13 protein-coding genes and 2 tRNA genes are annotated in these 15,712 nt (G+C 60.2%); 6 read left to right on the top strand and 9 right to left on the bottom strand.

The genetic code is table 11. The features are described from left to right. The first annotated feature begins 1 nt into the window (after position 1). Positions 2-77 (top strand) — tRNA-Glu (locus tag AC07SU_RS30050). A gap of 3 nt (positions 78-80) precedes the next feature. Then, positions 81-156, top strand: a tRNA-Gly gene (locus tag AC07SU_RS30045). An 84-nt stretch (positions 157-240) separates the two neighbouring features. Here the strand turns inward: AC07SU_RS30045 and AC07SU_RS30040 are convergent. Further along, positions 241-1,032, bottom strand: a complete 792-nt coding sequence (locus AC07SU_RS30040) for a response regulator transcription factor (protein ID WP_494999165.1) — start codon at positions 1,030-1,032, stop codon at positions 241-243. A gap of 138 nt (positions 1,033-1,170) precedes the next feature. On the opposite strand from AC07SU_RS30040, the gene AC07SU_RS30035 reads away from it, so the two are divergent. Together AC07SU_RS30035 and AC07SU_RS30030 are read left to right on the top strand one after the other, a co-directional pair. Next, entirely contained in the window at positions 1,171-2,274 is a 1,104-nt protein-coding gene (locus tag AC07SU_RS30035) for an extracellular solute-binding protein (RefSeq protein WP_494999164.1), read from the top strand. Positions 2,275-2,327: 53 nt separating this feature from the next. Next, complete coding sequence (locus tag AC07SU_RS30030) at positions 2,328-2,576, top strand: hypothetical protein (RefSeq protein ID WP_494999163.1); 249 nt, start codon at positions 2,328-2,330, stop codon at positions 2,574-2,576. Here the strand turns inward: AC07SU_RS30030 and AC07SU_RS30025 are convergent. From AC07SU_RS30025 to AC07SU_RS29990, 8 genes are all read right to left on the bottom strand, one after another. Continuing rightward, entirely contained in the window at positions 2,571-3,572 is a 1,002-nt protein-coding gene (locus AC07SU_RS30025) for an NAD(P)/FAD-dependent oxidoreductase (RefSeq protein WP_494999162.1), read from the bottom strand. The genes AC07SU_RS30030 and AC07SU_RS30025 overlap by 6 nt on opposite strands. After that, entirely contained in the window at positions 3,559-5,739 is a 2,181-nt protein-coding gene (locus AC07SU_RS30020; RefSeq protein ID WP_494999161.1) for a hypothetical protein, read from the bottom strand. The genes AC07SU_RS30025 and AC07SU_RS30020 overlap by 14 nt, the downstream gene beginning before the upstream one ends. A gap of 116 nt (positions 5,740-5,855) precedes the next feature. Further along, positions 5,856-7,595, bottom strand: a complete 1,740-nt coding sequence (locus AC07SU_RS30015) for a dipeptidase (protein ID WP_494999160.1) — start codon at positions 7,593-7,595, stop codon at positions 5,856-5,858. Between the two features lie 228 nt (positions 7,596-7,823). Beyond that, positions 7,824-9,041: a phospholipase D-like domain-containing protein gene (locus tag AC07SU_RS30010; protein ID WP_494999159.1), complete on the bottom strand. Its 1,218-nt coding sequence runs from the start codon at positions 9,039-9,041 to the stop codon at positions 7,824-7,826. A 51-nt stretch (positions 9,042-9,092) separates the two neighbouring features. Continuing rightward, positions 9,093-9,740: a MotA/TolQ/ExbB proton channel family protein gene (locus tag AC07SU_RS30005; RefSeq protein ID WP_176996456.1), complete on the bottom strand. Its 648-nt coding sequence runs from the start codon at positions 9,738-9,740 to the stop codon at positions 9,093-9,095. Between the two features lie 17 nt (positions 9,741-9,757). After that, the gene (locus tag AC07SU_RS30000) at positions 9,758-12,037 is read right to left on the bottom strand and encodes a TonB-dependent receptor (protein ID WP_176996455.1); all 2,280 of its coding nucleotides are present in this window, start codon (positions 12,035-12,037) and stop codon (positions 9,758-9,760) included. A 24-nt stretch (positions 12,038-12,061) separates the two neighbouring features. After that, positions 12,062-12,790 carry an energy transducer TonB family protein gene (locus tag AC07SU_RS29995; RefSeq protein ID WP_494999158.1) on the bottom strand — a complete coding sequence of 243 codons (729 nt, stop codon included), beginning with the start codon at positions 12,788-12,790 and terminating at the stop codon, positions 12,062-12,064. A 2-nt stretch (positions 12,791-12,792) separates the two neighbouring features. Further along, the gene (locus tag AC07SU_RS29990; protein WP_005786670.1) at positions 12,793-13,200 is read right to left on the bottom strand and encodes an ExbD/TolR family protein; all 408 of its coding nucleotides are present in this window, start codon (positions 13,198-13,200) and stop codon (positions 12,793-12,795) included. Positions 13,201-13,390: 190 nt separating this feature from the next. Between AC07SU_RS29990 and AC07SU_RS29985 the strand changes: the two genes are divergently transcribed. After that, a complete protein-coding gene (locus AC07SU_RS29985) occupies positions 13,391-13,945 on the top strand; it encodes a GNAT family N-acetyltransferase (protein ID WP_494999157.1) in 555 nt (184 codons plus the stop codon). Beyond that, a complete protein-coding gene (locus AC07SU_RS29980; RefSeq protein WP_494999156.1) occupies positions 13,942-15,516 on the top strand; it encodes an alkaline phosphatase D family protein in 1,575 nt (524 codons plus the stop codon). Before AC07SU_RS29985 ends, AC07SU_RS29980 begins: the two co-directional genes overlap by 4 nt. Positions 15,517-15,712 lie beyond the last annotated feature (196 nt).

The following is a 15,712-nucleotide window of genomic DNA, read 5'->3' as shown; positions in this document are numbered from 1 at the left end:
TGTCCCCTTCGTCTAGTGGCCTAGGACACCGCCCTTTCACGGCGGTAACAGGGGTTCGAGTCCCCTAGGGGACGCCATTTGCGGGAATAGCTCAGTTGGTAGAGCACGACCTTGCCAAGGTCGGGGTCGCGAGTTCGAGTCTCGTTTCCCGCTCCATATTCAATAAAAACGCCGATCAGTGATGATCGGCGTTTTTGTTTGCGCGCGTTTTATTGTTTCGGCGGCCCAGGGCCGCAGAACTCAATTCAATACATGGGTCTCCTGCTTGGGCATGAAGAATCGGGCAAACAACTCGGACTGCGACTTGATGTTCAGTTTGTTGTAGATATTGCGCCGATGAACCTTGATGGTTTCCGCCGACAGCGACAACTTGCCAGCAATCTCTTTGTTGGAGAAACCACTCAACAGCAACTTGAGCACATCCTTCTCGCGGGCGGTGACCTGCGTGCCCAACTGCACAATCGTTTCCGACCACGCCGGTGGTTCGCTGAGATTTTTTTCCACTTCTCTTTCAAAGCTCATGCGCTGATGCATCAAGGCCGTGACCCACGGCTTGATGATGTCCAGGATCGTGATCTGTTCCTGAGTGAAGCGCACGTTGCTGCCCAGCGAAATGCACAGCGTCCGGTCGGCGTCGAGCTGCACGTTGTACTGCGCTTCATCGACAGTGATGTATTGCGCGAAATACTGGTGGTAGTACTCGGTGGTCAGGAAGTGTTCCGGCGCGATGTCCAGCAGGTGAAAAAAGCCGGTCTGCGGGTTTTCCCGGTTGGCGATATAAAATGGGTCCAGCAGGTACAGCCCTTTTATATAGCGATGAATAAAGGCGTCGATTTCTTCGGAATCCACCACTTCCGGCAGGCAGATGACTTGCACTTGCTGGTCGCTGAACACCACGACCACCCAGTTGTCGATCTGCACATATTCATTCAGTACACGAATCAGCGAGCTCCAGAAGGCTGGGCGATTCAACTGCATGATCAGCTTCCCCGCTGATCGATGCCAGGCCAGGTTATGAAGGTCGAGCGACATTTTCTACCCCTTTAGGGTTAGGGATTTTCAGGTCAAAGGTAAGTATTTGTAGGTATTTACTATTCAACGATGCCCGGTATATTCACCAGCGAGCGAATGAAGGCCATGAGGGCCTACCGTTTTGACAAGGATAGTCATATGAGTAAATCACATTTGCGAGCCATTTTTTTGGCCTCGCTCCTTGCTGTTGGCACCAGTACAGCGACACAGGCCGCAGCGCCTGGTGTGTACCTGTACAACTGGTTCGGCCTGCTCGCTCCGGAAACCCCAAAGCAGTTCGAGCAGAAGACCGGTTCGCGGCTGCACATGGACCCGTTCGACAGTGCCGAGATCATGCAAAGCAAAGTCATGGCCGGGCGCACCGGGTATGACGTCGTCGTCGCCACCTCCAACACCTTGCCTGGCCTGATCAAGGCCGGCGTCCTCCAGCCGCTGGACCGCAAGCAGCTGAGCAATTACTCCCACATCGACCCCGACATGCTCAAGCTGCTGGAGGCCAACGACCCTGGCAACCTTTACGCCGTGCCGTACCTGTGGGGCACCACCGGCATCGGTTATGACGTCGACAAGGTCAAGGCTGCGCTGGGCGAAAATGCGCCGGTGAACAGCTGGGACCTGATCTTCAAGGAAGAAAACATCAGCAAGCTCAAGTCGTGTGGCGTGGCCATGCTCGACTCGCCGAGCGAGATCATTTCGATCGCCCTGCATTACCTGGGGTTGCCCAGCAATAGCCAGAACCCCGAGGACTACCAAAAGGCCCAGGCGCTGCTGCTGAAAATCCGCCCTTACATCGTCTACTTCGACTCATCGCGAATCGATGCCGACCTGGCGGACGGCAACATCTGCGCCGTCGTCGGCTGGGCCAACGGTGCACTGGCGGCGCAAGCCCTCAACGAGAAGAACAACACCGGCCGCACCATTGCCTACAGCCTGCCTCACGAAGGCGCGCTGGTCTGGTCGGAGAACTTCGTACTGCTCAAGGATGCCCCGCACTCCAAGCAAGGTATGGCTTTCATCAACTACATGCTTGAGCCGCAGGTAATTGCCAAGAGCTCGAACCACACGCTGTACCCCAACGCCAACAAGGACGCCACCGAATTCGTCGAGCAGAAGCTGCGCGACAACCCGTGGATCTACCCCGACAAAAAGACCATCGCCGAACTCGTCCCATTGGAACCTTTGCCCTTGAAGTTGGAACGTATCCGCACGCGTGTCTGGACCAAGGTAAAAAGCGGCACCTGATCTGTGTTTCACACGTTGTGCCGGCTTCAAGACATTCCAGGGAGGGAAGAATCATGCGCCGAGGCGATTGCCCACGCGGCTTGGAGCCGGACGACTACAAAGCGTACAAGGAAATAGAAGAACAGATTGGCCACTGCACACCTGAGCAGGCCTGGGCCATGTATTTCGTCTCAACCGGGATGGTGCGCGAGTACATTACGCTGGCGGTGATGGAGCATATTGGCAGGGGCAACAAGGCGTTGTTGTTCGAATTCCCTGAACTGGCGCTGGTGGAGCGGGGCGGCCTCGCACCGGGCTTATAGCCAGCACGGTGAATAGGGATGGGCTTGATAAAAACGTTGCACGGCGAGCTTGTCGCGTTCGAACTCTGCCTGTACCCACGCTTCGTAGGCCGCCTGCACAACCGGTTCGCCCGTTGGCCAGGACAAACAATCAGCAATCGCCGCGGCGGCTTGCATGCCGCCTATCAAGGCCTTGATCACGCCATGTGAAGCGCAAGGGTCCAGGGTTGCAACGGCATCGCCGGCTATGAAGTATCCGGGTCCGGCAGCCTTGCCACAGCGTCGCCAGGAAACGTCCGCCCCGCGAGTCGGGCCGATCGTTGCCAGTTGATCTACTACACTGGGGATGCCCCGGGGTGTGTCGGCTTCGGCAAAATCCAATTGTGTCCAGTGCAGGCAATGACGGCCGATTCTGGCGATCCAGTGCCAGCCACCTGAGTGAGCAAACAACCCTAAGGCATCATCCTGCAGACGGTCGTCCTGGCAGTAGCCGTATCGTGCAATCAGGCGGGGTGAAAAGCGCTGCGAAGGCAGACGCAATTGTCGTTGCAGCCAGCGATGGCGCCCGGTGGCATCCAGCACGTAATGCGCCCTCCATTGCGTGGTGCCTGTCTGCACACCCATGACGCGCGAGTGTTGTAGCAGGACGTGCAAACGCTGGGGTGTGTGGGTGATCTGGACGCCCAACGTACGCGCCTGCTCAAGCAATCGATGGTCAAGCCTGTCGCGTGAAATCTGAAAGCCCAGCCAGGTGTCGCCAAACGATTGGAACCTGGGTGGCCCATCCCAATGAACCCAATGACCCGGGTGTCGCAAGGTCGCCAGATCAAACGGGACCTCCACACCTAATTGATTCAGTAAGGGTTCAACGCCAGGGTGCAATGTTTCCCCCGGCCTGTGCCGGGGGAAATGGCTTTTTTCCAGCAGCGCGACCCGCAGTCCTCGCTGTGCACAATGGATCGCAGCAGCAGTGCCTGCCGGTCCGGCCCCCATTACGACAACATCAAAATGATTCATCGGCCTGTCGCCAAGGGCCTCCATCCTCATTGATAAGCATGGCGTCCTGGCTTATATAGAGTTGGACCTGACGGTTTATTTCCACATGGCGAAGTGTGAAGTTATCCGAGGGGGCAGTGATGGCGCCATGTTTGTACAGCCAGAAATGCTGCACCTCACCCTCCAGCCAAAAATTGGCTTCCTGCTGGGCTGCCTCGAAGGCTATGTCTGGTCGTTGCACCAGGGAAAATGACAGCAGGGGCCAGTTCTTTCGCAGTTCCTTGTCTGATCCGGCGCCAACCGCCTGATAAGCTCGCCGCATTCCAAGGACCCGCAGATGATACTGCTCAGTACTGGTGCGCCCCGTCATCGCCAGCGACAGCTGACCGGCCAATGCGGCTTGTGTGTAGTCGCTGTACTCATAGGCCTGGTATTGGACCAGTCGTCGACCTTCTACCTCGATCAATGTCGGCCCACTGCGACCATCCCAGCCCGAGCTGCCGCGCAGGCCAATTTCGCTGTCTGTCAGCGGAATCACCGAAGCCGAAACGCTGCGGGGTTCGAATGTACGTGTCGAGTCGGGCGCCACACCTGGCCAATAGGATCCCAGTGCGGCACAGATACGGGCATCCTCGGTAAACGGGCTGGCCAATTGGTAACCACACAGCACGTTGGTAAAGGGCGCATCCACCAAGCCACGACCGATCTCCCAGCCTGGGCCGAAAACACCGCTGGCAAAATCCGGTAGCCAGGATTGCCGGTGGGCTTGTTGCGTTTTCATGGGCTGGCGGGGCGCGGTGTACGTCTGTGGGTGAGAGACAATGGCGGTGACGCTGCGGTCTTCAGGGCTGAAATAGTTTCCTGCAAGGGATTGATTGACGTAGAAGCGTACGTCAGAGAGCGGGTTGACCCGCGTATGCCACACCTCCGGGCAGGGCGGTGCAGGGCAGGGGAAAACCTCGGGGTCGCTGGACCATTCCTTGAGCTCGCGTTGCCCGCACAGCGGGAAAAAATCCGGTGCGCCGATGATGGAGTAGGCCGCAACACTGTCCAGTGCCAGTTCCGGGCAGTCCGCGCGCACCCAGCCATCAGCCATGGCATCCTGATAGTGCAGGGCGCGGTAGCCGCCTGCCTTGACCCTCGCATCCACATCCGGCAACAGGTTGAGGTCTTCGACGGAGCCGTCGTCGCGCACATGATGACGCCCGTGTACCAAGCCACCGGTACCCGGCGGCATCATGAACGACAGCGGGACTCCTTGGTAGTAAGCCAATTCAACCAGCGCCGGCTTGGCCTCAGGTACCAGCAAGCCAGGCGCAAACTGGGTGACAGGCGCCCAGTGGGAAAGCCCTTCGGTAATCACGAAGGGTGGGTTGAGAATGTCAGGCTCTTGCCAACCGGTATTGCGAAAGCGCCGATGAATCTGTCCGATTTTTTCATTGATCTGGTGATTCTCCAATCTCACGCTCAGGTCCTTTCCCTCCAGGCATTCAGAGCCTTCAAACACTTTGTGCAGAGGCACCCAGAACGCCAGGTCCTGATCGATGGGTTGTGCATTCATCGGGCCAAACTGCGCTGGCTGGCCAACATGCTTGAACGCAATAAAGGCGCCATAGCGGGCCGGGATAACGCGCATCTGATGGGGTTGCCCCTCGACGAATGGCAAAAACCCTCTTCGTTGCGAGTCGTAAAGCGCATCGGCGGTACCGACCCTGGCGATCCCCGTGCGTGAAAAACACAGGTCCGCCTGACGTCGGTGCACGGTTTCCGGCTGGGGGCGGTACTCATATGCGAACACGACCAATGCCAGCGGCGCATCACCCGCCTGCTGTCTCAATGTTTCCAGGCTGGGGGGAACGGCTCCGTAGACGTAATCGAGGACCTGTTCGATTTCGGCTGCGGTGGGGAAGGCGGTGAGTGTTTCACCGTTGACGCCGGTGCTCACGTGGGGCGAGGCGAATGCGTGAAACAGCAGGCTCTCAGCGGGATTTCCGGGTTCAATACCGCGCATTCCGCTGTCGGAAAAGTCTTCAAAACCCGGCCACATCCGATTGACTGGCAGAGGACTGGCGAGCGCTTCGCGCAGCGTGCCCGATGTTATATCCAGACCGTGGAGCAGTAAGAGGTCGCGCCACCCGTGGGAGGCGAGGCGATGACAAGCGCGTTCGACTGCGTTGAGCAAAGACATTGCATTTCCTCCGACAGAGTCAGAGGGCAGGGTACGTACGCAGACGCCGCGTGGTAACTGTCCGAACGGATAGGATGCGGTGAAAAAGGACCCGCCAGGTCGGCGGGTCCTATGGGTTAGAGCTTAGGCAACTGCCCGACACGCCCCATCATTTCGGTGACAATCTGCAGGTCCAACAGGAACTGGTCGACGGTCTTGAACTCGCTGTCGGTGTGCCCGGTGTACTTCACTTCCGGCCGTGCCAGGCCGAACTGCACGCCGTTGGGCAGCTCATGCACGGAGGTCGCGCCGGCCGAGGTGCCAAACTCGTGCTTCATGCCCAGGTTCTCGCTGGCCACTGCCAGCAAGGCCTTCACCCACTCGCCTTCCGGGTTGCGGTACATCGGTTCGGCAACGGAGTAAGTGAAGCCCACTGCCACCTTTGTTTTCTTGTCCCAGGCACTGAGTTTGTCGGCAATCTCGGCCTTGAGTTTTTCCGGCGATTTGCCTTTAGGCACACGCAGGTTGACCGCCAGCTTGAAGGCTTTGTCATCCTGGCCGACAAACGTCAGCGAAGTGGTCAGCGGCCCCATGAAGGCATCGGAGAAACCCACCCCCAGTTTATTACCCAGGTAGTCCAGGCCCCAGTTGTCGGCGGCATAGCGCGCCGCATCGGTGATGTGGTTGTGCTTGAGCGCCACCTTGCCCTCGAGGCTGTCGATCAGGCCCAGCATCCGGGCGACGGGGTTGATGCCGGCTTCCGGTTCCGAAGAGTGCGCCGAGACGCCCGTGACCGTCAGCTTGACCTCTTTGCCGACCACTTTGGCGTCTACCTGGAAGTTACCGCCATTGTGCTTGGCATACTCGGCGCCGGCCTTTTGCAGGCTGGCAGCCAGCTCGGTCGGCTTGTCGCTGAGCAGGGTCGCCACCGACACCGAGGGAATCTGGTTGGTGGCCATGCCGCCGGTCATCGAAATGATTTCTGCGCCTTTGCCTTCGCCTTTGCGCACCGGGAAGGTGGCCATGACCGTGCCGTAGCCTTTTTCGGCGATGACCACCGGGTAGCCACCGTCCAGCGCCAGGTTGTACTGCGGCGTCGGGTTGTGTTCGAAGTAGTAGGGGATCGCGTCGCCGTTGGTTTCTTCGGTGGTGTCCACCAGCAGTTTGAACGTGCGCGCCAGCGGCAGCTTTTCTTCCTTGATCACCTTCATGGCGTACATCGCCACCACGATGCCGTTCTTGTCATCCTCGGTGCCACGGCCATACATGCGGTCGCCGATCAGCGTGACCTTGAACGGGTCGAGCTTGGTGCCGTCTTTGAGCACCCAGTTTTCCGGCGTCACCGGTACCACGTCGGCGTGGGCGTGGATGCCCACCACTTCATCGCCGCTGCCTTCCAGGGAAATTTCATACACGCGGTTGTCGATGTTGCGGAAGTTCAGGTTGAAGGCCTTTGCCAGTTCCTGGATCTTGGCGGCGATCTTGAGGAATTCCGGGTTTTTGTACTGCGGCACGCCTTCAATGTTGAACGTCGGGATTTCCACCAGCTCGCGCAGGGTCTCGGTGGCGGCCTTGCCGTACTTCACCCGCGTGTAGATGCCCAGCAGGCGGTTGATTTCGTTCTGCTGGTCGGTGTTCAGCGTCTGGTTGCCGAGGAACCCATTGATTGCCGGGCCCACGTCGCTGGTTTTTCCCAAGTCGCCCTTGGCCAGAGCGCCGAGGAAACCACGGAAATCGCTGACCGATGTTTCGTTGAACTGCTGCAGAATCTGCGCGCTTTGCTCTGGGGTAATGTTGGCAAAGGCCGCGTTGGACAGAGTCGACAGGCTGGTCGCGAGCAGGGTAGCCGCCACCAGTTTCTTGAGTGGAAAGTGCATGGAGAGATGCATTCCTTTGCAGGTAGTGAGTGGGAAATTTCTGATCAATCTGTCAGAAACATTTCCACACACTACCACCTCTTTTTTCCACGAGCGAGCGCCTGCCCACGGACCTGTAGGAGCCGGCTTGCCGGCGATGACCTTTAACGATGATGCGCACTGCCTGGCTAATTGTGGTGCCTGGGCTATTTTCGCTGGCAAGCCAGCTCTTACAGGGGGAGGGCTGGGTCAAGGCTGGCCAGGATGGGGCTCTGGGTACTCCTCGGTCACGTTCAAGGCGCTGGCGTAGGGCCCATCCCACAATTGCTCATGCAATTCGCCGATACGCTTGGCCATCGCTTCACTGCGCATCACCACTTCCAGGTTGCGCGAGTTATCCAGATACCCACCCAGCCAGTTACTGGTGCCCACCCACGCCACTTGCCCGTCGATCTCCATCGTCTTGCTGTGGATCACCCGTGCATACGGAATAAAGCCTTGCTTGGCTTCGGGCAGGGTGACGATTTTGACCTGCACGTTGGGCAGCACGGCCAGGCTTTTGAGGTAGGGCAGTTCCAGCTTGTCGGTGTTCCAGTTGGACACCATCAGCTTGATCGACACCCCCCGCGCCGCCGCCGCACGCACGGCATTATCGATCACCGCGTAGTAGGGACGTGTCCGGTCGGGTCCGTAGGACAGCGGTGCATAGTCGAGCAATTGCACGCGCACCTCTTTTTTCGCCTCGCCCAGCAAGCGTGGCAGTTCCAGCTGTGAGTCACCCACGCCCGGCGGGTTGTAGCGTTGCGGGCTGGCGACCAGGTAGTTGCCGGTGCGTGCTGGTTCTGCGCCTTTTGCTGGCAGTGGCACGGGCTTGTGCTCTGTCAGGGCAGCCTGGGCGTTCCAGTCCTGATTGAAGATCGCCTGTACCTGGCCGACCACGCTGACGTCGCTGATGCGCAGGCCGGTTTCGTGGATGTGTTCCAGTGAGCGCCAGTCGAAATTCTGGCTGCCGATAAACGCCTGCTTGCCATCCACCACCATGTACTTGGCGTGGATGATGCCGCCGCTCAGTTGCCCATAAGGCAGTACGCGAAAGGTCAGGTTGGGGATCGCGCGCAAGCGTTCCAGGGTGGAGGCTTCCGACAGCTTGATGCCTTTTTCTTCCAGCAAAAAGCGAATCTTCACACCGCGTTTGCCTGCGGCTTCCAGGTGTTCGATCACCTTGTCCATCACCGAACCCGGGTGATCGGCCGCGTAGAACTGGCCGATGTCGATGGAGGTTTTGGCACCGTCGAACAGCTCGATCCACACCGGCCCCGGTTGACGCAAATCAGCGGTACCCAGCGCGGTGTCCACGGGCACGGTGTGCACCAGTTCAAAACCCGCAATTGAAAAGTCCGCCTGGGCAAGCGGACTGAGGAGCAAACCGGCAAGGCCTGCGATACGCAATTTCAAGGGAATGGGCATAGGGATCTCTTCGTAAAAAATGGCGGGCGCATTGCGCGCCCGCCCGAATCATTACGCGGTGCGGCTGTGCAGCGGGGTCGGTACCAGGTGCGGGACTTCACCCTGCACACGGGCGCCGGTGGCTGCGCGGATCAGCAGGATTTTCAGCTGATCGTTGATGCGCTCCAGGCTGTCCTGGAAGAAGTTGTGGAACACCACGCAGAACAGCGCGATGGCGATCCCCAGGCCGGTGGCGAACAAGGCCGTACCGATACCACCGGAGATCTGGCCCGGGTCGGACACGCCGGCACTGGCCAGTGCCTTGAAGGTGTCGATGATGCCCAGGATGGTCCCCAGCAACCCCAGCAGCGGGGCGGCGGTGGTGATGGTTTCGATGATCCACAGGCTGCGAGCCAGCGGCGCGCGAGTGGTCAGGTACTGGGTTTCGATCACGTCATCCAGGTCTTTGCGCGAGCCGTGGGTGGCTTTTTGGGCCAGCACCGGCAGCACCATGGTCAACGGCAGGCTGTCGCGACGGGTCAAGCTTTCCGGCAAGTCGCGTTCGCTGTGCACGTTGGCGCCCAGCACCTCGGTCAAGGCGCGTGCCTGGCGGCGCACATAGGCGAAGAAAATTCCGCGCTCGATGGTGATAAAGATCGCGATGGCCATCGCGGCATACATCACATAAAACGTGATGTCGTGGAGCACATTCATGTCCATGTTCACTTACCTCGCAGTTAGAAATTGGCTTCCAGGGAAACCGTCACGGTGCGTTCCAGGCCCACGATGTACGCCGGGTCGCCGTCGCGGAAACCGCCGTAGGTGGCCGAGTTGGTCTTGGTGGTGTACACGCCGTCCAGGTACTTCTTGTCGAACAGGTTGTCGACGTTCAGGCGCAGGGTCGCGTCCTTGACCACCTTCTTGTCCACCGGCAGGTAGATACCGGCTCCGGCGTTGAAAACGGTGCGCCCGGAGATCGCCTCGTCGTTGGTCAGGTCGCCGTAGAGCTTGCTGGTGTACTTGCCGCCGAAGGTGCCGTAGAAGCGCCCGTCGTCGTAGCCGATGTTGGCGGCCAGCATGTTTTTCGGCACGTTGGCGAACTGCTTGCCGCTGGTGGGCAACAGGATGGCTTTGCCGGCGTTGTAGACGGTCAGGTCATCTTGTTGCTCGGCCTTGGTGTAGGTGTAGGAGGTGTAGTAGTTGAAATGGTTGGGCAGCAGGCCGCTCCATTCCAGCTCCAGGCCGCTGTTGTTGACCGAGCCGGCGTTGATGTCGGCGAAGTCGCCGTTGATGTCTTTGGACGACACCTGGCGATCCTTGAACTGCATGTAGAACAAGGTGGCGGCCACGGTCATGTCTTCATCGGTGTAGCGCCAGCCCAGCTCATGGTTCCAGCTGGTTTCCGGCTTGGCGTCGATCGAGCCGGCACCTTTGTCGTACAGCACGTAGTTCTGCGGGATACGCATGTTGCGCGACAGGCTGTAGAACAACTGGTCACGCTCATCCAGCTGGTACTTGAGGCCGACGTTCGGCAGCAGCTTGTTGTAGGTCTGGTTACGCTTCTCGGCCTGCTCGGTGAGGCTGCCGTGGTTGGTGCCGTCACGCTCGACGTTCATGTAGGCGAGGCCCGCCACCAGGGTCCAGTCCGGGTTGATGTACCAGGTGTCCTGGGCCCAGACTTTTTGCGCCGGGGTGACGGTGAAGCGGTCGCGACCCTGCACGGTGTTGCCGTTGGCATCGACCACGGCGTTGCCGTCTGGCCAGGTGTCGGTTGGCTTGCCGTTGCTCTTGAGGGCAATGAACGGTTGGGTCTGGCTTTGGCGCGCACGCTCATACCAGTAGCCGAATTGCAGGCTGTGTTCTTCCAGGTCCCAGTTCAGCTTGGTGGTGATGCCCGGGCGCCAGGTCTGGGTGCGGGAAGGGCGGTAGTACACGCCGGTGGTTGAGGAACCGTCGGCGTTGTACTGCGCCGCGGTCGGCAGGTTGCTCAAGTCGAACACGCCGCCCGCGTTGGAGCCGCGGTTCAGCGCGTAGCTGTTCGAGCCCACGCCGCTGCCGTTGCCCCAGTAGTAATATGGGATCACCGACAACGCCAGGTTGTCAGCCAGTTTGAATTGGGTATTGAGCACCCCCGTGAAGGTCTGGAACGGGTTCTGCGCCAGGGCGTAGTAGCTGTTGACCTTGCCGTTGCTGCCCACGGTCGGCGTGGCAGGGTACGGGTCGTACTTGCGGCCGTTCTGCTGGAACTGGCCCTTGGTGAGCTGGCTGTAACTGTTGTTGTCCTGCTCGTGGTACTTGAGGATCAGGTTGGCGGTGTTGCCGTTGCCGGCGTCGAAGAAGCTGTTCCACTCCACCTTGTCCGCCCGCACGGCGCCCGAGCCGCGCCACATGTCACCTTCGGTATGGGACACCGACAGCCAGTTGCTCAGGCCGTTGATCTCGCCGCTGTTGAGGCGGGCAAAGGTCTTGCGGGTAGCGTTGCTGCCCATGACCTGTTTGACGAACGCGCCGGTTTCCTTGGTCGGGCGAATGGTCACGATGCCGATGTTGCCGCCGCTGGAACCGATGTGCGGGCCGTCGGCTTCTGCCGAGCCTTGGGTGACGAAGATCTGCTCGATGTTTTCCGGGTCGCCCAGCAGGTTGGAGTACAGCGCGTAGTTGCCGGAGTCGTTGATCGGCATGCCGTCTACCGACATCCCCACCTGGTCGGAGTTGAGCCCGCGCATGGTGAAGCGGAAGCCCGACAGGCCGGTGTTGTCTTCGCTGGAGATGTTCAGGCCCGGGGTGTACTTGAGCTTGTCGATCGCGTTACCGGTGGCGGTCTGCTTATCCAGCGCTTCCTTGGTCACGGTGGAGCGGCCCTTGATGCTTTCTTCCTGCACCATGTAGCCGCCACCTGCCGTGGCCTTGCCCTGAACCCCAATAGTCCCGACGTCGCTGTCGCTGGTGTCGGCCATGACCATTCCATGGCCCATGCTTGCGGCAACGAGTGCCAGATGAATCCGTGTGAACCTCATCACTGTCGTCCTGGTGTCGGGTGCTTATTGCACGCTGTAGTTGAAGGTGGCGGTGAAGCGCTGCTCATTGCGCCCCCCGAAGGCTTGCTCGGGGAACGGCTTGACTTGCTTGATACGACGCAAGCTGTTGGTGGCGGCCCGGTTGAGCAACATGCTCGAGGCCTGGGTTTGCAAGCCGGAGTCCAGAACGCGACCCTGGCGGTCCACCAGCAGCCAGATCACCACTTCGCCGCTGGGGCGTTCGAGGGAGGCCTGGCGCCCGGTGGGGTACTGCTTGTAGGTGTCTAACTCGTTGCGCAGCCCCTTGAGGTAACCGCCTTCCAGCGCCTGTCCGTCGACCTTCGGCGGCGCGGGTGGTGCGGGTGTCGGCGCGGCCTGGGCCACGGCGGCGGGGGCCGGTTTGGCGGCCACCGGTGGCGGCGTCGGTGTTGGGGTTGGCTTGGTGACCACGGGCTTGGGCACAGGTTTTGGCTTGGGCTCAGGCTTGGGTTTTGGCTGCGGCTTGGGCGGTGGTGGCGGCGGGGCCGGCTCGGCCTCTTCGTCCTCGATTACCGGCGGGGGCGGCTCTTGTTCCACCACCGGTTCCGGGATCACTTCCGGCTCGGGCTCGACCAACGCCAGCTCGACCGCCGACTCGTCGTACTTGGGTTCGACCTTCAAGGTCTGGGACTGGATACCCAGTGCAATCAGCACCAGGGCGATCAGGGCCGGGACACTGCCCAGCAGCTGACGCGCACGAAACAGGACGTACATGATCAGGACTTACGCGTGGCAATGGACACGGAGGTGAAGCCACCCAGGCGCAGGGTGTCCATCACTTCCACCAGGCGCGACACTTCCACGCCCTTGTCACTATTGACGATGATCGTCGACTTGGTATCGGGCTTCTCGGCGGCCTTCAACGCCGGTACCAGGGCATCGACTGTGAGGTCCTTGCCGTCGAGTTGCAGTTGGCCTTCCAGGCCCAACGTCAGGATGAATTTGTTCTGTGGTTTGAGCTGCTGCGAACTGCTCGCGCTGGGCAGTTGCGTCTTCATGCCGAGGGCCGGAATCACGTTCAAGCTCACGAGTACGAAAAACACCAGGAGGAACATCATCACGTCGATCATCGGGATCAATTCGATGTGTGCCTTGCGCTTCTTGGGTTCATCCCAGGTTCTCATTCCGCTACCCCGTCGTTGAATTAGGGGCGACACGCTAACAACCAAAAATGACCGATTGGTTAACTTTAATTGACGTTTTGAGGGCTCTAGGACGCGTCTTTCAGACAATTTACCTTGCAGTTTTATGACGTAATGCAATTGACACACAGGGGCTACATTCTTGAAGAATTTATCTCGAGAGCCCCCCTGTATGCCGACCGCACTGCCTCATTTGGCGACACCGCGACTACTATTGCGGGCGCTGGAAATGACCCAGGCCGAGACCCTTTCCACCCTCGCCAACGGGCCGAAAATCGCCGACAACACGGCGAACATTCCGTCGCCCTACACGCTGGAAACGGCAAAAGATTTTATTGGCGCGATGGAGGATAAATTTCGTGCAGGCGACCTGCTCAGCCTCGGGATGCACCTGCGGGAAAGTGGCGAATTGATCGGCATCGTCAGCTTGCGTCTGAATGCGCGGCATCACTATGGCCACCTCGGTGGTTGGGTCGCGGCGAGCTGTCGAAACCGGGGCTTTGCTGCTGAAGCGGCGAGTGCGGTCACCGGTTACGGGTTCACGCAGCTCGGGCTGCATCGGGTGGGCAGTCAGTGCTTTGGTCGCAACAAGGAATCGGCACGGGTGATGGAAAAAATCGGCCTGCGCTATGAGGGTTGCATGCGCGGGGCGTTTCTCAAGAACGGCGTGTATGAAGACTTGCTCGGTTTCGCTGTGCTGCGCGACGACTGGGAGGCCCGCACATGAACGGCGAGGTGGACCATGGCCGTCGGCGCGTTCTCACGGGGCTGGCGGTTGCTTCGGCTTTCTCGATCCTCAGCCCGTTTGCACGCAGCGCCGGGGTCGACTATCCCTTCACCCTTGGCGTGGCTTCGGGTGACCCGTTGCCCGATGGGTTTGTGATCTGGACGCGCCTGGCACCGTTGTTCAATGCCGATGATGGGCGAGGCGGGTTGCGCCGCCCGGTGCCGGTGCGTTGGCGGGTGGCCAGCGATGCGGCCATGACGCGCATTGTGAAGCAGGGTGAAGCCACTGCAACGGAACGCTTTGCCCATTCGGTGCATGTGGAAGTGGCGGGGCTGGAGGCGGGCCGGCCGTACTGGTACCAATTCGAAGGCCTGGGCGCGCAGAGCCCGGTAGGCCGTGCGTGTACTACGCCGCCTATGCAGGCGATGGTGTCGGCGCGGTTAGGGTTTGTGTCGTGCTCGCACTGGGAACGCGGTTACTTCAGTGCCTACCGTCACCTGGCTGCCGAGCAGCCGGACTTGGTGTTTTTCCTCGGTGACTATATCTACGACAGCTCCTATGCCGCCGACTCGGGCAAAGTTTTCCGCGCCCATGGCAGCGGCAATGCGGTGAGCCTGAGTGACTATCGCAACCGCTATGCCCTGTACAAAACCGATCCGGACCTGCAGGCCCTGCACGCCGCTGCGCCGAGTGTGGCGACGTGGGACGATCACGAAGTACAGAACGACTACGCCAACCGCTGGTCCCAGGACCCGAAGATCCCGGTGGCGCAATTCCTCAAGCAGCGGGCAGCCGCCTACCAGGCCTTCTACGAACATATGCCACTGCGCGCCAGCAGCCTGCCGAAGGGCCCGGACATGCGTATTTATCGGCGCCTGGACTACGGCCGATTGGCGCGATTCCACGTGTTGGATGGTCGCCAGTACCGCTCCGAGCAACCGTGCATCCTGGCCAATGGCAGCCACCAGGGGCATATCGCCGACAACAGCTGCACCGACCTGCGTGACCCTCGCCGCACGATGCTCGGCTGGGAGCAAGAGGCATGGTTGGACCGAGGTTTTGCCGAGTCCCCTGCGCAGTGGAACGTGATCGCACAGGACTTGCTCGTCGCCCCGTTGATCCAGCGCGACCTGACCAACCACAAGCCGGGGCGCTGGACGGACGGGTGGGACGGCTACATGGCCAATCGTGAGCGCATGCTGGCGTCCATTACGCGGCACTCTCTGAAGAATCCGGTGTTCTGGGGCGGCGATATTCATTCGTTCTGGGTTACGGACTTGCACGCAGACGCCAATGATTTGGACTCGCCGGTGGTGGCTACCGAGTTCGTCGGTTCATCGGTGACCTCCGACGGCCCGCCCTATGAGCCGTACAAAGCCATTCTGCCGCTCAACCCCCATGTGAAGTTTTTCGACAGTCGCCAGCGGGGGTATGTCTCGGTGGAGTTGCAGGAACAGCGCATGCTCACCCACCTGCGCGCGATCAGCGACCCGCGCGATCCCTTGGCCACGCTCTCCACCCTCCAATCCTTCGTGGTCGAACCCGGCCGCCCCGGCGCCACGATGCTGTAGGAGCCGGCTCGCCGGCGATGAGGCCCTGAGACCACCACTGGATTCAAGGCCACCATCGCCCTGTAGGAGCCGGCTTGCCGGCGATGAGGCCAGCGAGACCACCACAGGATTCAAGGCCGCCATCGCCCTGTAGGAGCCGGCTTGCCGGCGATGAGGCCCGTGAGTCCAACGCAGGATTCAAGGCCGCCATCGCCGG

This window comes from Pseudomonas sp. GW821-FHT05H12 (genome assembly GCF_059419385.1).
This window is presented reverse-complemented; position numbering and strand designations above follow the sequence as displayed.